Annotated in this window: 19 protein-coding genes and 1 tRNA gene; 12 read left to right on the top strand and 8 right to left on the bottom strand. The window is 72.6% G+C overall.

The features are described from left to right. Positions 1–26: 26 nt before the first annotated feature. Together AC4H2S_RS16800 and sodN are read right to left on the bottom strand one after the other, a co-directional pair. The gene (locus tag AC4H2S_RS16800; RefSeq protein WP_491498122.1) at positions 27–722 is read right to left on the bottom strand and encodes a GNAT family N-acetyltransferase; all 696 of its coding nucleotides are present in this window, start codon (positions 720–722) and stop codon (positions 27–29) included. Between the two features lie 165 nt (positions 723–887). After that, entirely contained in the window at positions 888–1,289 is a 402-nt protein-coding gene (gene sodN, locus AC4H2S_RS16795; RefSeq protein ID WP_056601510.1) for a superoxide dismutase, Ni, read from the bottom strand. Positions 1,290–1,340: 51 nt separating this feature from the next. Here sodN and AC4H2S_RS16790 point away from each other — a divergent pair, with 51 nt between their 5' ends. The 3 genes from AC4H2S_RS16790 to AC4H2S_RS16780 all read left to right on the top strand — a co-directional run bounded on the left by AC4H2S_RS16790 (position 1,341) and on the right by AC4H2S_RS16780 (position 3,800). Then, positions 1,341–1,721: a S24/S26 family peptidase gene (locus AC4H2S_RS16790; RefSeq protein WP_491498121.1), complete on the top strand. Its 381-nt coding sequence runs from the start codon at positions 1,341–1,343 to the stop codon at positions 1,719–1,721. A 20-nt stretch (positions 1,722–1,741) separates the two neighbouring features. Then, on the top strand, positions 1,742–2,914 hold the full coding sequence (locus AC4H2S_RS16785) for an NAD(P)-dependent malic enzyme (RefSeq protein WP_491498120.1): 1,173 nt from the start codon (positions 1,742–1,744) through the stop codon (positions 2,912–2,914). A 157-nt stretch (positions 2,915–3,071) separates the two neighbouring features. Next, on the top strand, positions 3,072–3,800 hold the full coding sequence (locus AC4H2S_RS16780) for a DinB family protein (protein WP_491498119.1): 729 nt from the start codon (positions 3,072–3,074) through the stop codon (positions 3,798–3,800). A 5-nt stretch (positions 3,801–3,805) separates the two neighbouring features. Here AC4H2S_RS16780 and AC4H2S_RS16775 read toward each other — a convergent pair whose 3' ends face one another. Continuing rightward, entirely contained in the window at positions 3,806–5,059 is a 1,254-nt protein-coding gene (locus AC4H2S_RS16775) for a GNAT family N-acetyltransferase (protein ID WP_491498118.1), read from the bottom strand. A 70-nt stretch (positions 5,060–5,129) separates the two neighbouring features. On the opposite strand from AC4H2S_RS16775, the gene AC4H2S_RS16770 reads away from it, so the two are divergent. Both AC4H2S_RS16770 and AC4H2S_RS16765 read left to right on the top strand, forming a co-directional pair. Further along, a complete protein-coding gene (locus AC4H2S_RS16770) occupies positions 5,130–6,098 on the top strand; it encodes a zinc-binding dehydrogenase (protein ID WP_491498117.1) in 969 nt (322 codons plus the stop codon). Next, on the top strand, positions 6,095–6,796 hold the full coding sequence (locus tag AC4H2S_RS16765) for an SDR family oxidoreductase (protein ID WP_491498116.1): 702 nt from the start codon (positions 6,095–6,097) through the stop codon (positions 6,794–6,796). Before AC4H2S_RS16770 ends, AC4H2S_RS16765 begins: the two co-directional genes overlap by 4 nt. On the opposite strand, the gene AC4H2S_RS16760 is transcribed toward AC4H2S_RS16765, so the two are convergent. The 3 genes from AC4H2S_RS16760 to AC4H2S_RS16750 are packed head-to-tail and all read right to left on the bottom strand — an operon-like array spanning position 6,797 to position 11,419. Then, entirely contained in the window at positions 6,797–7,330 is a 534-nt protein-coding gene (locus AC4H2S_RS16760; RefSeq protein WP_491498115.1) for a nitroreductase family deazaflavin-dependent oxidoreductase, read from the bottom strand. It abuts the gene before it with no gap. Positions 7,331–7,335: 5 nt separating this feature from the next. After that, positions 7,336–7,512: a DUF6104 family protein gene (locus AC4H2S_RS16755; RefSeq protein WP_168218509.1), complete on the bottom strand. Its 177-nt coding sequence runs from the start codon at positions 7,510–7,512 to the stop codon at positions 7,336–7,338. 13 nt (positions 7,513–7,525) lie between these two features. Further along, entirely contained in the window at positions 7,526–11,419 is a 3,894-nt protein-coding gene (locus AC4H2S_RS16750) for a multifunctional oxoglutarate decarboxylase/oxoglutarate dehydrogenase thiamine pyrophosphate-binding subunit/dihydrolipoyllysine-residue succinyltransferase subunit (RefSeq protein ID WP_491498114.1), read from the bottom strand. Between the two features lie 224 nt (positions 11,420–11,643). Between AC4H2S_RS16750 and AC4H2S_RS16745 the strand changes: the two genes are divergently transcribed. Together AC4H2S_RS16745 and AC4H2S_RS16740 are read left to right on the top strand one after the other, a co-directional pair. Continuing rightward, positions 11,644–12,258, top strand: a complete 615-nt coding sequence (locus AC4H2S_RS16745) for a hypothetical protein (protein WP_491498113.1) — start codon at positions 11,644–11,646, stop codon at positions 12,256–12,258. Positions 12,259–12,269: 11 nt separating this feature from the next. Further along, entirely contained in the window at positions 12,270–13,166 is an 897-nt protein-coding gene (locus tag AC4H2S_RS16740) for an LCP family protein (RefSeq protein ID WP_491498112.1), read from the top strand. A 69-nt stretch (positions 13,167–13,235) separates the two neighbouring features. On the opposite strand, the gene AC4H2S_RS16735 is transcribed toward AC4H2S_RS16740, so the two are convergent. Together AC4H2S_RS16735 and AC4H2S_RS16730 are read right to left on the bottom strand one after the other, a co-directional pair. Next, a tRNA-Arg gene (locus AC4H2S_RS16735) sits at positions 13,236–13,308 on the bottom strand. A 76-nt stretch (positions 13,309–13,384) separates the two neighbouring features. Continuing rightward, the gene (locus AC4H2S_RS16730; RefSeq protein WP_491498111.1) at positions 13,385–13,882 is read right to left on the bottom strand and encodes a thioesterase family protein; all 498 of its coding nucleotides are present in this window, start codon (positions 13,880–13,882) and stop codon (positions 13,385–13,387) included. A 92-nt stretch (positions 13,883–13,974) separates the two neighbouring features. Here AC4H2S_RS16730 and argS point away from each other — a divergent pair, with 92 nt between their 5' ends. The 5 genes from argS to thrB are packed head-to-tail and all read left to right on the top strand — an operon-like array spanning position 13,975 to position 20,337. Then, positions 13,975–15,630 (top strand): arginine--tRNA ligase, encoded by a 1,656-nt coding sequence (argS, locus tag AC4H2S_RS16725; RefSeq protein ID WP_491498110.1) that lies wholly within the window; start codon positions 13,975–13,977, stop codon positions 15,628–15,630. A gap of 6 nt (positions 15,631–15,636) precedes the next feature. Then, positions 15,637–17,040 (top strand): diaminopimelate decarboxylase, encoded by a 1,404-nt coding sequence (gene lysA / locus AC4H2S_RS16720; protein ID WP_491498109.1) that lies wholly within the window; start codon positions 15,637–15,639, stop codon positions 17,038–17,040. After that, positions 17,040–18,356, top strand: a complete 1,317-nt coding sequence (locus AC4H2S_RS16715; protein WP_491498108.1) for a homoserine dehydrogenase — start codon at positions 17,040–17,042, stop codon at positions 18,354–18,356. Before lysA ends, AC4H2S_RS16715 begins: the two co-directional genes overlap by 1 nt. Then, complete coding sequence (gene thrC / locus AC4H2S_RS16710) at positions 18,353–19,438, top strand: threonine synthase (protein WP_491498107.1); 1,086 nt, start codon at positions 18,353–18,355, stop codon at positions 19,436–19,438. The genes AC4H2S_RS16715 and thrC overlap by 4 nt, the downstream gene beginning before the upstream one ends. Further along, positions 19,438–20,337 carry a homoserine kinase gene (thrB, locus tag AC4H2S_RS16705; protein ID WP_491498106.1) on the top strand — a complete coding sequence of 300 codons (900 nt, stop codon included), beginning with the start codon at positions 19,438–19,440 and terminating at the stop codon, positions 20,335–20,337. Before thrC ends, thrB begins: the two co-directional genes overlap by 1 nt. Positions 20,338–20,387 lie beyond the last annotated feature (50 nt).

The raw sequence follows: 20,387 nt of genomic DNA, 5'->3' as shown, positions 1-20,387 counted from the left end.
TGCTGCGCACACCTTAGCCGTGTCGTTCAGTCGAACCACGGACACACCTGGTCGCGGGTGCGCAACGCGTGGCGCTGCTGCGAGTCGCCCACCAGCGCGGGGGTCCTGGCCTCCTCGGGCGGGCCCGCTCCGGGGGCCGGCCGGCCGGCGGGTGCCCCCGCGTCCGTCGCTGCCCCGGTCGCGGTCTCGGACGCCGGCTCGGTCGGTGCGGACTCGAGCTCGACGACCACGCTGTAGACCCCGCTGCCCCCGTCGCGCAGGCTCAGCTTGCCGAGCCGGCGCAGCATCGCCAGCGACGCCGGGTTGTCGCGCAGCACCTCGGTCACGATGCGGTGCACACCCGCGGGCCGCCGCCGCATCAGCACCGAGAGGAGCACCGAGGCCACCCCGCGGCCCTGCCACGCGTCCTTGACGGTGACCGCCAGGTCGGCGGCCTCGGAGGCGTCGGTGTAGCGCACGAGCCGGGCCAGCGCGATGGGGTCGTAGACGTCGGGACTGGTCTCGGCGCACAGCACGAGGGCGATGTGGTTGGTGCCGTCGACGTCGTCGACCAGGTGCGCCAGCATCGCGTCGGACAGGTGGCGCACCGGCGCCAGGAACCGGCGGCGCTGCGACTCCGGCGACAGCGAGTCGAACTCGGCCGCGAGCGTGTCCCGGTCGGTGCGCTCGAGCGGTACGACGAACGCGTCGGTGCCGTCGCGCAGCGTGACCTGCTCGATCATCGGGCCTCCGTCCCTCGTCTCGAGCCTAGCCAGCCCGAGATGCCGGACGCCGCCCCGGTCCACAGTGGGCCGGGGCGGCGTCGGACGGTGCGGGTCAGGCCTTCTTCTGCGGCCGCGAGCTCGCAGGCTCGCTCGCGCTTTCTGACTCGAAGGCCTTCACTTCGTTCAGGCCTTCTTCGTCTCCCAGAAGATCTCGGCGATCTCGTCGATCTTGGCGAGCAGCTCGTCGGCCTTGGCGGCGTCGAGCTCACCCTTGGTGCCCGAGGCGCCGGCGAGCTTGGTGGCCTCGTTGACCAGCGTGTGCAGCTGGGGGTACTTCTCGAAGTGCGGGGGCTTGAAGTAGTCGGTCCACAGCACCCACAGGTGGTGCTTGACGAGCTCCGAGCGCTGCTCCTTGATCAGGATGGCGCGGGTGCGGAAGTCGGGGTCGTCGTTGTCGGCGACCTTGGCGATGATCGCCTTGATCGACTCGGCCTCGATGCGGGCCTGGGCGGGGTCGTAGACGCCGCACGGAAGGTCGCAGTGCGCAGAGACCTCGACAGTGGGGGCGAGCAGGTGGCGAAGCATCGGGTTCCTCTCGATCGGGACAATGTGCATCTGGCTGCGACACTACTCCGCGTGGAGCGGCGTCGGCAGCGGGGTCTCGCCCCGTGGGGTGGACGCTCCGGACCGCCCTTCGGGACCGCCGTCGTGCGCGGGCGGTCGATGCTCCCGACGTTGCGTGAGGGAGACCTGCTGCTCGTGCGCCACGGCGTTCGGCCCCGCCCGGGGGACCTCGTCGTCGCCCGCTTCCCCGACGGCACGGTGGCGGTCAAGCGGGCGGTGGAGGAGCGGCGTACGCGATCGGGCGGGGCCGGCTGGTGGCTGCTGAGCGACAACCCGGCCGAGGGCGTCGACTCGCGGCACCGCGGCACCGTTCCGGCGGGCGACGTGCTGGGCGTCGTGCGGCTGCGGGTGTGGCCTTCCCCACGTGTGGGACGCGGGCTTCGGGGCCACTGAGCTGTGCGAGTATCGCCGGCATGGCTTCGCACCCGCACGCCGGCGACCCCGTGTTCGACCTGCACGTCGGCGGCAAGATGGAGATCGTCTCGACGGTCGCCCTGACCGGTCCCGACGAGCTGTCGCTCGCCTACACCCCCGGCGTCGCCCGGGTGTGCGAGGCGATCGCCGCCGACCCGTCGATGACCCAGCACTACACGTGGGTGCCCAACACGGTCGCCGTCGTCACCGACGGCACCGCCGTCCTCGGCCTCGGTGACATCGGACCGGCCGCCGCGATGCCGGTGATGGAGGGCAAGGCCGTGCTGTTCAAGCAGTTCGGCGGCGTCGACGCGGTGCCGATCTGCCTCGACACCACCGACGTCGAGGAGATCATCGAGACCGTCGTGCGGCTCGCCCCGAGCTTCGGTGGCATCAACCTCGAGGACATCTCGGCGCCCCGCTGCTTCGAGATCGAGGCGCGGCTCAAGGAGCGCCTCGACATCCCCGTCTTCCACGACGACCAGCACGGCACCGCCGTGGTCGCCCTGGCCGCGCTGACCAACGCGCTGCGGCTCACCGGCCGCGACGCCGCGACCGCCCGGGTGGTGGTGCAGGGAGCCGGCGCCGCCGGCGTCGCGGTGGCGCGCATCCTGCTCGAGGCCGGCATCACCGACATCGCCGTCCTCGATCGCAAGGGCGTGCTCCACTCGTCGCGCTCCGACCTCACGGAGGTCAAGGCGGCCCTCGCCCGCGACACCGCCGACCACTACGACCGCCGCGGCACGCTCGCCGACGTGATGGCCGGCGCCGACGTCTACATCGGCGTCTCCGGCGGGCAGGTGCCCGAGGAGATCGTGGCGTCGATGGCCGACGACGCGATCATCTTCGGCCTCGCCAACCCGACGCCCGAGGTCCACCCCGACCTGGCCCACAAGTACGCCCGCGTCGTGGCCACCGGTCGCTCCGACTACCCCAACCAGATCAACAACGTGCTCGCCTTCCCCGGCATCTTCCGCGGCGCCTTCGACGTCCACGCCACCGCGATCACCGAGGGCATGAAGGTCGCCGCCGCCACCGCACTGGCCGAGCTCGTCGGCGACGACCTGAGCGAGGAGCTGGTCATCCCGTCCCCGTTCGACCCGCGGGTGCCCGGCGCCGTGCGGCAGGCGGTCGCCGACGCGGCGAGGCGCGACGGGGTCGCCCGGCGCTGACCGGCGCTGGTCAGGACGCGCCGACTCGAGGCGTTCTCTCGGTCAGGTCGCGCCGACTCGAGGCGTTCTGTCGGTCAGGTCGCGGACTCCGGCACTCGTCCCGGCGGCCGGCCTCCAGGCGGTTCCGGTGGGCGCGCGCCCGGGCCATGATGGGGCGATGACGACCCCTGCGGACCCCCAGGACTTCGAGGGCGCGACCTTCACCCGGACGAGCTTCAAGGGCGCCACGATGCGCTTCTCGGACGTGAGCGGCGTGACCATGCGCAGCGTCGACGTCGACGGGCTCGACATCGACAGCCACGACCTGTTCCTGGGAAGCCTGCTCGTCAACGGGGTCGACGTGGTGCCGCTCGTGGACGCCGAGCTCGACCGCCGGTTCCCCGGCCGCGAGCTGCAGAGGGCCCAGACGCCCGAGGGGCTCCGCGAGGGCTGGGTCGCGGTGCAGGCCGCGTGGGCCGACACGGTGGCGAGCACGCCGCCCGGGCTGGTGGACGCCCACGTCGAGGACGAGTGGTCCCTGGCCCAGACGCTGCGGCACCTCGTCCTGGCGACCGACACCTGGCTTCGCGGCGCGATCCTGCGGGTGGAGCAGCCGTTCCACGAGATCGGGCAGCTCTTCACCGGAGCCGAGGAGATGGGCGTCGACACCTCGGCCTTCCGCACGGAGCCGCCCGACTACGACGAGGTCCTCGCGGTGCGGGCCGAGCGGCAGCAGATGGTCACCGACTTCCTGGACACGGTCACCCCGGAGCTGCTCGCCGAGGAGCGCGACGACCCGTGGGGCTCCGACTGGCACCCCAGCGTCGGCGACTGCGTACGCGTGGTGCTGGAGGAGGAGTGGGCCCACCTGCGCTACGTCCGGCGCGACCTCGACGCGCTGCGTTGAGCCCCTCAGAAGCCGATCGAGGGCTCCGGCGCGACCAGCGTGCGCATCGCCCGGGCCAGCTCGGCGTAGGCGCCCGCGCGGTGCTCGTCGACCAGGCCGGCCCGGAGCAGGCCGCCGATCCCGTGCCCGAGATAGCCCGCTCCCAGCACGCCGACGTCGAGCGTGACGTCGGCGGGGGCGCCCGCGGGGGAGGTGACCCGGGCGGCGGAGCCGCGGCCCGCGGAGGCCGTCAGGCGCCAGCGCCCGGCGTTGTCCGGCACGTGGCGGTCGGCCACCTCGACGACCACGTCGCAGTCGGCCTCGTAGGACCGCAGCGCCCACGCGGACTCCAGGTCGACCAGGCGCACCCAGGTGCTGTCCCAGGTCGCGAGGTCACCCGTGCTGCGGGGGCCGCCGATCCAGCCCAGCACGGGGTCGTCGAGGCCGACGTTCTCCAGCCTGGTCGTCCCCATCAGGTCGAGGTCGACGACGCGGCGGGCGAGGGCGAGCCTGGCGGCCGGGTCGCCGAAGAAGGTGCCGACCACGACCGTCCCCGACGGCCGGGCGTTGTCCCACTTGTGCTGGCGGCGCAGGCCGACGAACCCGACGTCCGCGCCTCCGCGCCGGGCGAGGAGAATGCGCCGGGGCTCCTTGTCCCGCAGCGCCGCGGGTCCCTCGCGGGCCAGGAGCGACACGTAGTCGGGGGAGCCGACGACGGTGCCGGGGAAGTCGGGAGCCAGCGCCAGCTGGCACGCGCGCATCCGCTCGGCCATGCCGGGCGCGGCCATGTCGTGCAGGTGCGTCGTGACGTCGGCGACGGCGGCCTCGAGGTGCGGCGCGGTGAACGTCGTGCCGCGGCCCAGGTCGACCCGGTGGGTCAGCACGGCGCTGCCGTAGCCGAAGCGGCCGTAGATCGCCGCCTCGCTGGCGTGCAGCACCGAGATCGCGGTGCCGGCCGCGCGGGTGCGCTCGAGGTGGTCGCGGACCATGGCCGAGAGGACACCGCGGCGGCGCACGTCGGGGTGGACGCCGACCCAGGTGAGACCTGCGACCGGGACGACGCAGCCCCCGGGCAGCGACATCGACATCGGCCGCACGCCGTAGATCCCGCTGTGCAGGTCGTCGGGACCGTCGGGCAGGTCGACGACGAACCGCTGGTCCTCGGGCAGGCCGAGGCGCAGGTGCTCGGCGTCGTCGTCGGTGACCTCGCCGAACCAGACGAGCTGGTCGGTGGCCAGATACCTCGCCGCGTCCTCGGACGGGCGGACCTCGATGCGCACCCGCCCAGCCAATCCTCCGCCGGCGCGGACCCGCAACCGGTTAACCGGGCCCACTCGCTAGGGTCGGTGCATGTTCGCCGTCTACGCCGAGTCCTTCTCCCCCGACGACCCGCTGAGCGGCCTGGTGGTGGGGGAGCGGCCCGCCCCGGAGGCCCCCGACGGGTGGGCCACCGTGACCGTCAGGGCAGCCAGCCTCAACCACCACGACCTGTGGTCGCTGCGCGGCGTCGGCCTGCGCGAGGAGGCGCTGCCGATGATCCTGGGCTGCGACGCCGCCGGTGTCGACGACGAGGGCAACGAGGTCGTCGTGCACGGGGTGATCGGCGACCCGCGCTGGACCGGCGACGAGGCCGACGACCCGGGTCGGTCGCTGCTCTCCGAGCGCCACCAGGGCACCTTCGCCGACCAGGTGGTCGTGCCGCGGCGCAACCTGGTGCCCAAGCCCGAGTCGCTGTCGTTCGAGGAGGCGGCCTGCCTGCCGACCGCGTGGCTCACCGCCTACCGCATGCTCTTCGTGCAGGGCGCCTGCAAGCCGGGCGAGACGGTGCTGGTGCAGGGCGCCGGGGGCGGCGTCGCCACCGCGCTCATCACGCTGGGGCGGGCCGGGGGCCTCCGGGTCCTCGCGACCAGCCGTGACGAGGCCAAGCGCGCACGGGCGCTCGAGCTCGGCGCCCACGAGGTCTTCGAGTCCGGCACCCGCCTGCCCGTGAAGGTCGACGCGGTCATGGAGACCGTCGGCCGGGCCACCTGGAGCCACTCGGTCCGTTCGCTGCGCCCGGGCGGGCGCATCGTCATCAGCGGCACCACGTCGGGCCCCGACGTCGACGACGCCGGCCTGACCCGCATCTTCTTCACCCAGCTCTCGGTGATCGGCTCGACGATGGGCACCCGCGGCGAGCTCGACCTGCTGGTGAAGTTCCTGCACGCCACCGGCGCCCGGCCGGTCATCGACCGCACCCTGCCGATGGAGCAGGCCCGTGAGGGCTTCGCCGCGATGGCGGAGGGTGACGTCTTCGGCAAGGTCGTCTTCACCCGATGAGCCGCAGGCACGTCCTCACCGGAGCGGGCTCGGGGATCGGGCTCGCGCTCGCGCACCGGCTCGCCGGGCGTGGCGACGAACTGGTGCTCCTCGCCCGCAGCGAGGCACGTGCCACCGAGCTCGCCCGCACGTTCCCCAGCGCCCAGCTGCTCGTCGCCGACCTGGCCGACCCGGGCACCCTCAACGGCCTCGGCCGCCAGGTCGACGGGCCCGTCGACTCGGTCGTCCACGTGGCAGGGGTGGTCGACCTCGCTCCGGTCGAACGGCTGCGGCTGGCCGAGTGGGAGGAGCAGCTCACGGTCAACCTCACGGCGCCGGCGGTGCTGACCCGCGAGATGCTGCCGCACGTGCGCGCCGGGCGCGGCACGTTCGTCTTCGTCAACTCCTCCGCCGGCCTGACCGCCCACGCCGGGTGGTCGGCGTACGCCGCCTCCAAGTCGGGCCTGCGAGCCCTCGCCGACGCACTGCGGGCCGAGGAGGCCGAGCACGGCGTGCGAGTCAGCACGGTCTACCCCAGCCGCACCGCGACGCCGATGCAGGAGAAGGTGCACGGGCAGGAGGGCCGCGACTACGACGCCTCGCGCTGGCTCAGCCCCGACAGCGTCGTCGACACCATCCTCCACGTCGTCGACCTGCCCGCCGACGCCACGATCCCCGACGTGACCCTGCGCCCCGTCGCCCCGCGACCGGGCTCCTGATCAGGCCGGCTCGAGCACGAACACCCGGATCCGCCGGGTCTGGCCGACACGGGCGCGGTAGCGCAGGTAGCCGGGGTAGAACCGCTCCGCGAGGGTGAAGACCTCGCCGGCCTCCGCCGGGGTCGCCGGCCGGGCGACGACGTCGCGCGACGTGCCGCGGTAGGACACCGTGGCCCGCGGGTCGGCCTCGAGGTTGAGCGCCCACGCCGGCGTGGCCTGCTGGCCGAAGTTGCTGCCGATCAGCGCCAGCCCGCCGGCGTACGGCGTCGCGATGAGGTGACTGGTGCGCGGCTGGCCGGAGCGCCGGCCGGTGGTCGTCACGTCGAGCACCGCCAGGCCGGCGAGCAGGCCCGGGGCGCTGTGCCGGCCGCCGGAGACCCGGGCGACCAGGTCGTCGAGGTGACGCAGGGTGCGGGAGAACAGCCACCCGCCCGCGGCGGTGCCGGCGCCCCAGCGGACGAGCCGGTGGAGCGGGTTGGCCGTGCCGTGGGCATAGCCGAGCTCCGCGGCCAGGGCCGCGTCAGGTGGGGGCACCGGTCTCAGTCCTCGGGGTCGTCGAGGCGCGCCAGCCACGTGGCGAGCCGCTCGATCGGCACCTCGAAGTCGGGGTGGGCGTCGACGAAGGCCTGCAGCTGCTCGGCGAGCCACGCCAGGGTGACCTCCTCGTCACCCCGGCGCCGCTCGAGCTCCTCGATCCCCCGATCGGTGAAGTACACCGCCTGCTCCGCCTCAGTAGTCGTTGCCGACGCTGCGCGGCGACTCGAAGGCGGCGTCGAGCAGCGTCTTCTGCTCCTCGACGTGGCGCTTGACCGTGCCCACCGACGGGGACGCCGACGACGGGCGGGTGACCGGCTCGACCTCCACGTCGAGCAGCGGCCAGACGTTGAGCTGGTAGTGCGGCCACGGGCCCATGTTGCGCGGCTCGTCCTGCACCCAGCGGACCGCCTTGAGGTTGGGGTACTTCGCCAGCTCGGCCCTGATCTCCTCGACCGGGTTGGGGTAGAGGCGCTCCACGCGGCCGATGGCGAACTTCTCGCCGTTCTCGCGCTTGGCGCGGTCGACCATCAGGTCCCACGTCACCCGGCCCGAGCACATGATGAGCGTCTCCACCTTGTCGCGGTCGGCCGCGTCGTCGCCGATGAACGGGCGGAAGGTGGTGTCGCCGACGAAGTCGGCGGGCTGCGAGGCAGCCTCCTTGCGCTTGAGCATCGACTTGGGCGTGAAGACGATCAGCGGGCGGTGCTCCTCGCCGAGGGAGTGGCGGCGGAGCAGGTGGAAGTAGGACGCGGGCGTCGAGGGCTGCGCGACGACCATCGCGTCCTCGGCGCACATCGTCAGGAAGCGCTCGATGCGCGCCGACGAGTGGTCGGGACCCTGGCCCTCGTAGCCGTGGGGGAGCAGCAGCACGACGCCGGACTGCTGGCGCCACTTGGTCTCGCCGGCGGAGATGAACTCGTCGATGACGGTCTGCGCGCCGTTGACGAAGTCGCCGAACTGCGCCTCCCACAGCACCAGCGCCTCGGGACGCGCCACGGAGTAGCCGTACTCGAAGCCGAGGGCGGCGTACTCGGAGAGCAGCGAGTCGTAGGCGTGGAACTTCGCCTGGTCCTCGGTGAGGTTGGTCAGCGGCGTCCACTCGTCGGCGTTGGTGCGGTCGATGATCGTCGCGAACCGCTGCACGAACGTGCCGCGGCGCGAGTCCTGCCCGGCCAGGCGGACCGGGCGACCGTCCATCAGCAGCGAGCCGAAGGCGAGGATCTCGCCGGTGCCCCAGTCGATCGGGCCGTCGGTGATCGCGGCGGAGCGACGCTGCAGCTGCGGCATCACCTTGGGGTGGACCGTGAAGCCCTCCGGCGGCGTGACGTAGCTGTCCGCGATGCGCTTGAGCACCTCCGGCGTGACGGCGGTCGAGAAGTCGCCGGCCGGCTTGTCCGGGTAGTCGGGGACGGTCGTCCACTCGGTGGGCGCCTCAGAGCTGGCCTGGCGCACCTCGGTGAAGACCCGCTCGAGCTGCTGCTGGTAGTCCTTGAGGACCTGCTCGGCCTCCTCGATCGTGATGTCGCCACGACCGATGAGCGACTCGGTGTAGAGCTTGCGCACCGAGCGCTTCTGCTCGATCAGGTCGTACATCAGCGGCTGGGTGTAGGACGGGTCGTCGCCCTCGTTGTGGCCGCGGCGGCGGTAGCACACGAGGTCGATGACGACGTCCTTGTTGAAGGTCTGGCGGTAGTCGAAGGCGAGCCGCGCGACGCGGATGCACGCCTCGGGGTCGTCGCCGTTGACGTGGAAGATCGGCGCCTGGACCATCCGCGCCACGTCGGTGGCGTAGAGGGACGAGCGCGACGAGCCCGGCGCGGTCGTGAAGCCGACCTGGTTGTTGATCACCAGGTGCACCGTGCCGCCGGTGCGGTAGCCGCGCAGCTGCGAGAGGTTGAGCGTCTCGGCGACCACGCCCTGCCCGGCGAAGGCGGCGTCGCCGTGCACCAGGAGCGGGAGGACCGGGAACTTCTCGCCCTGGTCGAGGATGTCCTGCTTGGCGCGGGCGATGCCCTCGAGGACCGGGTTGACGGCCTCGAGGTGCGAGGGGTTGGCCGCCACGGAGACCTTGATCTTGTCGCCGGAGCCGGCGACGAACTCGCCCTCGGCGCCGAGGTGGTACTTCACGTCACCGGAGCCCTGCACCGTGCGCGGGTCGATGTTGCCCTCGAACTCGCGGAAGATCTGGCTGTACTTCTTGCCCACGATGTTGGCCAGGACGTTGAGCCGGCCGCGGTGGGCCATGCCGATGCAGACCTCGTCGAGCCCGGTCTCGGCGGCCGCCTCGCAGATCTCGTCGATCAGCGGGACGGTCGTCTCGCCACCCTCGAGGCTGAAGCGCTTCTGACCGACGAACTTGGTCTGCAGGAAGGTCTCGAACGCCTCGGCCTGGTTGAGCTTGAGCAGGATCCGCAGCTGCTCCTCGCGGGGCGGCTTCACGTGCGGCTGCTCCACCCGCTCCTGGATCCACTTGCGCTGCTCGGGGTCCATGATGTGCATGTACTCGATGCCGGTGGTGCGGCAGTAGGAGTCGCGCAGGATCCCGAGGATGTTGCGCAGCTTCATGAACCGGCGGCCCTCGCCGCCGAACGAGCCGGTGGCGAACTCGCGGTCGAGGTCCCACAGGGTCAGGCCGTGCGACTCGATCTCGAGGTCGGGGTGGGTGCGCTGGCGGTACTCGAGCGGGTCGGTGTCGGCCATCAGGTGGCCGCGGACCCGGTAGGCGTGGATGAGCTCGAGGATGCGCGCCTGCTTGACGATGTCGTCGTCGTGCGTGGCGACCACGTCGCGAGCCCAGCGGATCGGCTCGTAGGGGATGCGCAGCGAGCGGAAGATCTCGTCGTAGAAGCCGTCCTCGCCGAGCAGCAGGCTGTGCACCCGCTTGAGGAACTCGCCCGACTGGGCGCCCTGGATGACGCGGTGGTCGTAGGTCGAGGTCAGTGTCATCGACTTGCTGATGGCGTTGCGGTTGATCGCCTCCTCGGAGGCGCCCTGCCACTCCGGGGGGTACTCCATCGCGCCGACGCCGATGATCGCGCCCTGGCCCGCCATCAGGCGGGGCACCGAGTGCACCGTGCCGATGCCGCCGGGGTTGGTCAGCGAGATCGTGGTGCCCTGGAAGTCGGCGACGGTGAGCTTGTTGTCGCGGGCCTTGCGGACCACGTCCTCGTAGGCGGTCCAGAACGCGGCGAAGTCCATCGCCTCGGCGCCCTTGATGCTCGGCACCAGCAGCTGCCGGGTGCCGTCGGGCTTCTTCATGTCGATCGCGAGACCGAGGTTGATGTGCGCGGGGGTGATCAGGTTGGGCTTGCCGTCCCTGACCTCGAAGCCGACGTTCATCTCCGGCATCGAGCGCAGCGCCCTGACCAGCGCGTAGCCGATGAGGTGGGTGAAGGACACCTTGCCGCCGCGGGCGCGGGCGAGGTGGTTGTTGATGACGGTGCGGTTGTCCCAGAGCAGCTTGACCGGCACCGAGCGCACCGACGTCGCCGTCGGGACCGAGAGCGAGGCGTCCATGTTGGCGGCGGTGCGCGCCGGGGCGCCCCGCAGCACGGTGTAGGTCGGCTCGTCGCTCGACGTGTCGTCCTTGGCGGGCGCGTCCGCCGCGGCCTTGGGGCGCGGGGTCGAGGCGGCGGGCTTGGGGGCGGGCGTGGAGGTGGGCTTGGCGGCGGCCTTGGTGTCCGGCTTCGTGTCGGCCTTGCTGTCGGCCGTGCTGTCGGCCTTCGCGGCGGGCTTGCTCCCCGTCGAGGTGGCGGGCTTGACCGCCGGCTTCGGGGCCTGCTGCTGGGCCTGCTCGGCGGCGCGCGGGGGAGCCGGGGCGGGCGCGGTCGAGGTGGTCGGTGCCGAGGCGGTCCTGGAGCCGGAGCCGCTGCTCGACGCCGTGGCCGGCGCCGCCTGGCTACCGTTGCCGAAGTAGCGGGCCCACTCCGGACCCACACTCGAGGGATCCTTGTCGTACTGCTCCTTCATCTCCTCCACGAGCCACTCGTTGGCTCCCAGGTCAGATGATGGTGCAACCGAGGACTGGTTGCCGGACTGCCCGTTCGGGGACTGCGCCACGCTTGTTTCGCCTCTTCCAGATCTCATCGCGCGAGGGTTTGACCAAGTCGCCGACAAGGCTAGTCCCACACGCAGGCAAATGCAGGGGCGGGCTCGTCCTTTGAGGCATGGTGTGGCCCACAGGCCCCGGCCACTCGTCCACCCCCGCGTCCACCGTCCCTCCGCCGCCCGTTCATCCTTGTCTGCCGGGACCGCCTCGTTCCTCGGTCATCCCTTGCTCATCCTTCGTCGTACGCACCGCTGGAGTCGTCATGCCCCGCCCCTCACCGGGCCGTGCCCACCGGGCCCGTCGCCTCGTGGGACTCGTGCTCGTCCTGCTCGTTCCCCTCACCTCCGCCTGCCAGTCGCCCGCCGAGCCCGCGTCCTCGCCCGACCGGCTCAGCCGCAACGACGCCCAGGCGACGCTCGCCTCCCACCCGGTGCCCACCAGGACGGGGATCCACCGGGTGCACGGCCGGCTGCCGGTGGCCCGGCGCAAGGCCGTGCGCCGCCAGGTCGGGGCCGTGGTCGACCGCTGGTGGGAGGCGTCGTACCTCGGCGGCAGCTACCCCCGCAGCAGGTTCCCCGCGGCGTTCCCCGGCTTCACCGCCGCCGCCGAGCAGCGCGCCCGCGCCGACAAGGCGCTGCTGACCAACCAGACCGGCGGGCCGCGCATCGAGTCGGTGACCCCCCGCAAGCGCCGGATCACCCTCGACATCCTCGCCACCGGCGGGCAGGCGCGCGCGGTGACCGCGCACTTCGTGCTCGCGTTCGACACCACGGGCCCCAAGACCGGCACCACCACGGTGCGCGGGCGCCTGTTCCTGACCCGCAAGCGCGGGGCGTGGCGGATCTTCGGCTACGACGTCGCGAAGGGAGCCCGGTGATGAAGCGGTCCATGAGGCTCGTCAAGGCGACCGTGCTGGCGGCCGTGCTGGCCGTGACCGCACTGGTCGTGCCCCCGTCGGCGGTGCAGCCGAGCGACGTCAGCCTGGTCAAGATCAGGCACGCCCAGGGCGTCGCCACCGGTGGCGAGGACGTGGTGTGGATCCTCGCGGTCGGCTCCGACGCCCGCCCGGGCCAGGCGATGACCCGGGCCCGCGGCGACGCCATCCAGCTGGTCGGCATGAACACCCGCACCGGCGCGGCGACCGCGATCGGCGTCCCGCGTGACTCCTGGGTCGCCATCCCCGGCCACGGCCGGGAGAAGATCAACTCCGCGCTCTACTTCGCGGGCCCCCGCGGCATGGCCGGGGCGGTGCGCAACCTCGTCGGCATCGAGCCCGACTACGTGGTCGTGTCGCGCTTCCCGTTCTTCGAGGACATGGTCGACGACATCGGCGGCATCACGGTCACCAACCCGCGCCGCTTCGCCGACCCCTACCTGAAGAAGGAGGGCTTCCGGCAGGGCCGCATCCGCCTCGGCGGCTACGACGCGATGGCGTTCTCCCGGATCCGCAAGGGCCTGGCCGGGGGCGACTTCGACCGCTCGGCCAACCAGCAGCGGACGCTGCGCGGCATCCACGCCCGGATCCGTTCCCAGGCCGCCGTGCCCGGCTTCATCGAGCGCGGCGTGATGACCGTGATGGCCCACACCGACACCAACGCCTCTCCGGCCGAGCTGTTCGAGATCGCCCAGGCGGTCGCCCAGGTCGACCCGCGCCGGATCACCACGTGCGTCGTGCGCGGCCGCGTCGGCTTCGTGGGCGCCGCGAGCGTGGTCTTCCCCGACGTGGGCCAGGCGCGGCGCCTCGGGCGCGCGGCCCGGCCCGACGCCACCCTGCGCGGCTGCTGAGCGGGCCTCGGGGGGCCTGAGGCCGAAATGACGAACGGACCCACGTGCTGTGGGTCCGTTCGTGGCGGGCGCCTCCGGCAGGATTCGAACCTGCGGCACCTGGTACCGGAAACCAGTGCTCTATCCCCTGAGCTACGGAGGCCCGCACCGTCCCGGGACGTCCCGTGGCCGGTGCGCGGTGAAGACTACCGGTCCTCGCGCGCGGTGGTGAAACCGCCTCAGCGCAGGGCCATCGACCCGGAGGTCGAGACGGAGATGGGCAGCGCCTCGTGCTCGGCGATCCGGGCGTCGAGCTTGGCCGCGACGTCGTCGGGCCAGGGCGCGGTGCGCCGGGTCTCGAGGTCGATGTGCAGGAAGATCTCCTCCACGACGCACGCCACCTGCTGGTGGGTCTCGTCGAGCAGGTAGATCAGCACGTGCGCCGCGCGCTCGGAGCGGCCGAGCAGGATCACCCGCGCGGACATGGTGTCGCCGGTGCGCAGCTCGTGGAGGTAGGTGACGTGGTGCTCGGCGGTGAAGCACGCGTGCCCCTCGGTGAGCGGCCACATCTGCGGGATGCCCACCTCGACGAGTGACTCGTCGAGGCCCTCACTGGCGATGCCGATGTAGTGGCGGACGTTGAGGTGGCCGTTGATGTCCTCGAAGGGCATCGGCACGGGCTGCTCGACGTAGGCGGGAAGGTCGATCAGCTGGTCGTAGGTCGGGTGCGTCGTCACGCCGGAAGCCTAGGGCAGCGCCGCGGGCGGTCCGCGGGCCAGGGCGTGAAACCCGCTCGGCCCGCCGGAGGCGGCGCCGATAGGCTTGTCAGGTGAACCCCGATCAGCTCTCCTCGACCATCGTCGATGCGCTGGAGGCCCTCGTGGCCGACGGCGCGGTCACGCTCCCCGACGGCGTGCCGGCCCAGGTCACGGTGGAGCGACCCCGGCAGAAGGGGCACGGCGACTACGCCACCAACGTGGCGCTCCAGCTCGCCAAGAAGGCGGGCACCAACCCACGCGCCTTCGCCGACCTCGTCGCCGAGCGCCTCCGGGCGGCCGACGGCATCGCCGAGGTCGAGATCGCCGGTCCGGGCTTCCTCAACATCACCGTCGAGGCCGGCGCGCAGGGCCAGGTGGCCGCCGACATCGTCGCGGCCGGGGCCGACTACGGCTCGTCCGACGCCTTCGCCGGCGAGAAGATCAACCTCGAGTTCGTCTCCGCCAACCCGACCGGGCCGCTGCACCTCGGTGGCGTGCGCTGGGCGGCGGTCGGCGACGCGCTGGGCCGGATCTTCGAGAAGACCGGCGCCGACGTGACGCGGGAGTACTACTTCAACGACCACGGTGCCCAGATCGACCGCTTCAGCTCCTCGCTCCTCGCCAGCGCCCGGGGCAAGCCGGCCCCGGAGGACGGCTACGGCGGGCAGTACATCCACGACATCGCCGCCGCCGTCGTCGCCAAGCGCCCCGACGTCACCGACCTCGACGACGCCCAGGCACAGGAGGTCTTCCGCGAGGTGGGCGTCGAGATGATGTTCGAGGAGATCAAGAAGTCGCTGCACGACTTCGGCGTCGACTTCGACGTCTACTTCCACGAGAAGTCGCTGCACGACTCCGGCGCGGTCGAGCGCGCGATCGAGCGGCTGACCGAGATGGGCAACACCTACGAGGCCGACGGCGCGCTGTGGCTGCGCACCGAGAAGTACGGCGACGACAAGGACCGCGTGATCATCCGGTCCAACGGCACCCCGGCCTACATCTCCGGCGACCTCGGCTACTACCTCGACAAGCGTGAGCGCGGCTTCGACCGCTGCTTCATCATGCTCGGCGCCGACCACCACGGCTACGTCGGCCGGATGAACGCGATGTGCAGCGCCTTCGGCGACGAGCCGGGCAAGAACCTGGAGATCCTCATCGGGCAGATGGTCAACCTGCTCAAGGACGGCGAGCCGATGCGGATGTCCAAGCGCGCCGGCACGGTCGTCACCATCGACGACCTCGTCGACGCCATCGGGGTCGACGCCAGCCGCTACGCCCTGGCCCGCTACCACAGCGACAGCCCCATCGACATCGACCTCGACCTCTGGTCGCGCGCGACCAACGACAACCCGGTGTACACCGTCCAGTACGCCCACGCCCGGGTCTCGAGCCTGATGCGCAACGCCGCCGACCTCGGGGTCACGGCCGAGTCCCACCCCGACCTGCTCACCCACGAGAAGGAGGGCGAGCTGCTGCGCGCGCTGGCGGAGTTCCCGCGCGTGGTCAAGGCGGCCGCCGAGCTGCGCGAGCCGCACCGCGTCGCGCGCTACCTCGAGGAGCTGGCCGGCACCTACCACCGCTTCTACGACAGCTGCCGGGTGCTCCCGCGCGGCGACGAGGAGGTCAGCGACCTGCACCGGGCGCGCCTGATGCTCGTCGACGCCACCCGGGTGGTGCTGGCCAACGGCCTCGACCTGCTCGGCGTCTCGGCTCCCGAGAGGATGTGAGCGGGCGTGCCCACCGCGCACCCGTCCGGCTGGGCCCACGCTGACGGTGCGTTGCGCGGGCCGCAGTGGCTGCGCGAGCCGAGCGACCCCGACGCGCTCGTGCCGCTGCTCTGGTCGCGCACCGCGGCCAAGGCCGACGGCGTCCTGAGCGTCGGGGGAGTGCCGCTGCCCGAGCTCGTCCGCGAGCACGGCTCCCCGGCCTACGTGCTCGACGAGGCCGACTTCCGCAGCCGCGCCGCGGCCTTCCGCGACGCCTTCGCCGGCTACGACGTCTACTACGCCGGCAAGGCCTTCCTCTGCACCACCGTCGCCCGGTGGCTCGCCGACGACGGCCTCTCGCTCGACGTCTGCTCGGGTGGGGAGCTGACGGTCGCCGAGCGGGCCGGCTTCCCGATGGAGCGGGTCGGCTTCCACGGCAACAACAAGACGCTCGGCGAGCTCGAGCGTGCCGTCGAGCTCGGCGTCGGCCGCGTCATCGTCGACTCCTTCCACGAGGTCGAGCGGCTCGCGTCCGTCACCGCCGAGCTCGGCCGCACGACCGGAGTGATGGTGCGGGTGACCGCGGGCGTCGAGGCCCACACCCACGAGTACATCGCCACCGCCCACGAGGACCAGAAGTTCGGCTTCTCCATCGCGAGCGGCGACGCCCTCGAGGCCGTACGACGCGTGCACGAGGCCCCGGGGCTGCGCCTGCTGGGGCTGCACTCCCACATCGGCAGCCAGATCTTCGACACCTCGGGCTTCGAGGTCGCGGCCCGCCGGGTGCTCGCACTTCACGCCCGCGTCGGCGCCGAGCTCGGTGTCGAGATGCCCGAGATGGACCTCGGTGGCGGCTTCGGCATCGCCTACACGACCCAGGACGACCCATCCGACCCCGCCCGGCTCGCCGCCGAGATCACCGCGATCGTCGAGCACGAGTGCCGCGCCCTCGCGGTGGCCGTCCCGCGCCTGTCGATCGAGCCCGGCCGGGCGATCGTGGGCCCGTCGATGTGCACCGTCTACGAGGTCGGCACCGTCAAGGAGGTCGCCCTCGACGGCGGCGCGCGGCGCACCTACGTCTCGGTCGACGGCGGGATGAGCGACAACATCCGCACCGCCCTCTACGACGCCGACTACTCCGCCACCGTCGCCTCCCGGTCCTCCGCTGCGCCGCCGGCGCTGTCGCGGGTCGTGGGCAAGCACTGCGAGGCCGGCGACATCGTCGTGAAGGACGAGTTCCTGCCCGCCGACGTGCGCCCCGGCGACCTCGTCGCGGTGCCCGGCACCGGCGCCTACTGCAGATCCATGGCGTCCAACTACAACCACGCGCTGCGTCCTCCGGTGATCGGAGTTCGGGACGGGAAGACTTTCACCGTGTTGCGACGAGAGACTGTGGCCGACCTGTTGGCGACCGATGTGGGTGTTCTCTGATGAGTGAGGGTGACAAGCGGCGCCTGGGCGTCGCCGTCCTGGGCTGTGGTGCGGTGGGGTCGCAGGTGGTGCGGCTGCTGGCCGAGCAGCACGACGACCTGGCCGCGCGCGTGGGCGCGCCGGTCGAGCTCGTCGGCGTGGCCGTACGACGCCTCGACGCGCCCCGCGAGGTCGACGTTCCCGAGGGCCTGCTGACCACCGACGCCCACGGCCTGGTGTCCCGCGACGACGTCGACCTCGTCGTGGAGGTGATCGGCGGCATCGAGCCCGCCCGGTCGCTGATCCTCGCCGCGCTCGACAACGGCGCCAGCGTGGTGACGGCCAACAAGGCCCTGCTCGCCGAGGACGGGCCGACGCTGTTCGAGGCGGCGGCCAAGGCCGAGCGCGACCTCTACTACGAGGCGTCCGTCGCCGGCGCCATCCCGATCCTGCGGCCGCTGCGCGAGTCGCTCGCCGGCGACCGGGTGACCCGGGTGCTGGGCATCGTCAACGGCACGACCAACTTCATCCTCGACAAGATGGACACCTCCGGCGCGGGCTTCTCCGAGGCGCTCGAGGAGGCCCAGGAGCTCGGCTACGCCGAGGCCGACCCGACCGCCGACGTCGAGGGCTTCGACGCCGCGGCCAAGGCCGCGATCCTGGCCAGCCTGGCCTTCCACTCGCGGGTCACGGCGGCCGACGTGCACCGCGAGGGCATCTCCGAGGTGACCGCGGCCGACGTCGCGAGCGCCCGCGACATGGGCGCGGTCGTCAAGCTGCTGGCGATCTGCGAGCTGCGCCGCGGACCGGACGGGCAGGAGCAGGTGGCCGCCCGCGTCCACCCGGCGATGATCCCGCGCTCCCACCCGCTGGCCAGCGTGCGCGAGGCCTTCAACGCGGTGTTCGTCGAGTCGGAGGCCGCGGGGCAGCTGATGTTCTACGGGCCGGGCGCCGGCGGCGCGCCGACCGCGAGCGCGGTGCTGGGCGACCTCGTCACGGTCGCCCGCAACCGGCTCGCCGAGACCCGCGGCGCGGGCGAGTCGGCCTACGCCGACCGCACGGTCCAGCCGATGGGGGAGACCCTCACCCGCTACCACGTGGCGATCGACGTCGACGACCGTGCAGGCGTGCTGGCAGCGGTGGCCAACGCCTTCGCCGACCACGACGTCTCCATCCAGACGGTGCGCCAGGAGGGCCGCGGCGCGGACGCGCAGCTCGTCGTCGTCTCGCACACCGCACCCGACGCCGCCCTCCGGGCGACCGTCGACCAGCTCCGCAGCATGGACATCGTGCGCGAGGTCACCTCGGTGATGCGCGTCGAGGGAGGAGACGAATGAGCACGCAGGCGAGCACGACCACCCCTCAGTGGCGCGGGGTGATCGAGGAGTACCGCGACCTGCTCGACCTCCCCGAGGACATGCCCGCGGTGACCCTGCGCGAGGGCGGCACGCCGCTCGTGCACTCCGAGTGGCTCTCGGGGCTGACCGGCGCCCAGGTGTGGCTCAAGGTGGAGGGCGACAACCCGACCGGCTCCTTCAAGGACCGGGGCATGACCGCCGCGATCTCCCACGCCCGCCACCTCGGTGCCGAGGCCGTCGTGTGCGCCTCGACCGGCAACACCTCGGCGTCGATGGCCGCCTACGCCGCCAAGGCGGGACTCAAGCCCCTGGTGCTCATCCCCGAGGGCAAGATCGCGGCCGGCAAGCTCGCCCAGGCGGTCGTGCACGGTGCGCAGGTGATCATGGTGCGCGGCAACTTCGACGACTGCCTGGCGATGGCGATCGGGCTGTCGAAGGGCTACCCCGTCGAGCTGGTCAACTCCGTCAACCCGGTGCGCCTCCAGGGCCAGAAGACCGCGTCGTTCGAGATCGTCGACTTCCTCGGCGACGCCCCCGACCTGCACCTGTTGCCGGTCGGCAACGCCGGCAACATCTCCGCCTACTGGCTGGGCTACCAGCAGTACGCCGAGCTCGGCCGCGCGACCCGGCGGCCGCGGATGCTCGGCTTCCAGGCCGAGGGAGCCGCTCCGCTGGTGACCGGCGAGCCGTTCCCCGACCCCGAGACCAAGGCGACCGCGATCCGCGTCGGCAACCCCGCCTCGTGGCACCTCGCCGAGCAGGCGGCCAAGGAGTCCGAGGGTGGCTTCGCCGCGCTCTCGGACGCGCAGATCCTCTCCGCGCAGCTCGAGCTGGCCCGCAACGACGGCGTCTTCGTCGAGCCCGCCTCGGCGGCGGGCGTCGCCGGGCTGCTCGCGGCGCTGGAGTCCGGACAGGTGTTCACGGGCGTCACCGTGGCGATCACGGTCACCGGGCACGGCCTCAAGGACACCGCGACCGCGCTGGAGTCCTGCGGCGACATCGTCGACACGGTGATCGACGCCGAGGTGGACGCCGCCGCAGCAGCAGCCGGCCTGGCCTGATGGGCCAGTTCGTCGCCGGCCCGGTGCGGGTCTCGGTCCCGGCGACCTCGGCCAACCTCGGCCCCGGCTTCGACTCCCTCGGCATGGCGTTGTCGCTGCGCGACGAGCTCGAGGCCGAGGTGCTGCCCGAGGGCCTGGTCGTCGAGGTCGACGGAGCAGACGCCGACGGGGTGCCCCGCGACGAGTCGCACCTGGTCGTCCGCGCCATGCGGGCGGCCTTCGACCTGATGGGCCAGCAGCCGCCCGGCCTGCGGCTGTCGTGTCGCAACGTGATCCCGCACGCCCGTGGCCTGGGCTCCTCCTCGGCGGCCATCGTGGCCGGCGTGGCGCTCGCCCGCGCGCTCGTGCCCGGCGGGCAGCTGCTCGCCTCCGACGACGCGCTCTTCGACCTCGCCGCCGACCTCGAGGGCCACCCCGACAACGTCGCGCCCGCGTTCTACGGCGGCTTCGTCGTCTCGGGCCGCGAGGACGGGCACTGGTACGCCGTGCGCGTGGGCGTCGACCCGCGGGTCACCGCCGTCGTCTTCGTCCCGCCCACCGGGGTCGAGACGTCCCTCGCCCGGGGGCTGCTGCCCGCGACCGTGCCCCACGCGGACGCCGCCGCCAACGCGGGCCGCGCGGCGCTGCTGGTGGCGGCGCTGGCCGGCCAGCCCGAGCACCTGCTCGCCGCGACCCGCGACTGGCTCCACCAGGACCGGCGCGAGCCGGCGATGCCCGACACGCTCGCGCTCGTGCGCCGCCTGCGCGCCGACGGCGTGCCGGCCGTGGTGTCGGGCGCGGGGCCGACGGTCCTGGCCTTCGGCACGGCCGACACCTCCGCGCTCACCGCCGCCTGTCCCGACGGCTGGGCCTGCCACGACCTGTCGATCGAGCCCCGCGGCGCGCTCCTGCTAACCTGACCGCGCGCCGTTCGGCGTACCTGCTCGTCCCGGACCCCGTGCCTCCTCGA

Source organism: Nocardioides sp. Z13_37, assembly GCF_058355585.1.
The sequence above is the reverse complement of the archived record's forward strand: the minus strand, read 5'-3'. Positions and strand labels throughout refer to the sequence as shown.

What these genes read in the sequence shown, in the direction of transcription:
- AC4H2S_RS16740 (WP_491498112.1), top strand. Translation starts at nt 12,270, where the DNA reads ATGAGGCTCGTCAAGGCGACCGTGCTGGCGGCCGTGCTGGCCGTGACC.
- AC4H2S_RS16715 (WP_491498108.1), top strand. Translation starts at nt 17,040, where the DNA reads ATGAGTGAGGGTGACAAGCGGCGCCTGGGCGTCGCCGTCCTGGGCTGT.
- AC4H2S_RS16800 (WP_491498122.1), bottom strand. Translation starts at nt 722, where the DNA reads ATGATCGAGCAGGTCACGCTGCGCGACGGCACCGACGCGTTCGTCGTA.
- thrB (WP_491498106.1), top strand. Translation starts at nt 19,438, where the DNA reads ATGGGCCAGTTCGTCGCCGGCCCGGTGCGGGTCTCGGTCCCGGCGACC.
- AC4H2S_RS16770 (WP_491498117.1), top strand. Translation starts at nt 5,130, where the DNA reads ATGTTCGCCGTCTACGCCGAGTCCTTCTCCCCCGACGACCCGCTGAGC.
- AC4H2S_RS16745 (WP_491498113.1), top strand. Translation starts at nt 11,644, where the DNA reads ATGCCCCGCCCCTCACCGGGCCGTGCCCACCGGGCCCGTCGCCTCGTG.
- AC4H2S_RS16780 (WP_491498119.1), top strand. Translation starts at nt 3,072, where the DNA reads ATGACGACCCCTGCGGACCCCCAGGACTTCGAGGGCGCGACCTTCACC.
- sodN (WP_056601510.1), bottom strand. Translation starts at nt 1,289, where the DNA reads ATGCTTCGCCACCTGCTCGCCCCCACTGTCGAGGTCTCTGCGCACTGC.
- thrC (WP_491498107.1), top strand. Translation starts at nt 18,353, where the DNA reads ATGAGCACGCAGGCGAGCACGACCACCCCTCAGTGGCGCGGGGTGATC.
- AC4H2S_RS16750 (WP_491498114.1), bottom strand. Translation starts at nt 11,419, where the DNA reads ATGAGATCTGGAAGAGGCGAAACAAGCGTGGCGCAGTCCCCGAACGGG.
- AC4H2S_RS16765 (WP_491498116.1), top strand. Translation starts at nt 6,095, where the DNA reads ATGAGCCGCAGGCACGTCCTCACCGGAGCGGGCTCGGGGATCGGGCTC.
- AC4H2S_RS16785 (WP_491498120.1), top strand. Translation starts at nt 1,742, where the DNA reads ATGGCTTCGCACCCGCACGCCGGCGACCCCGTGTTCGACCTGCACGTC.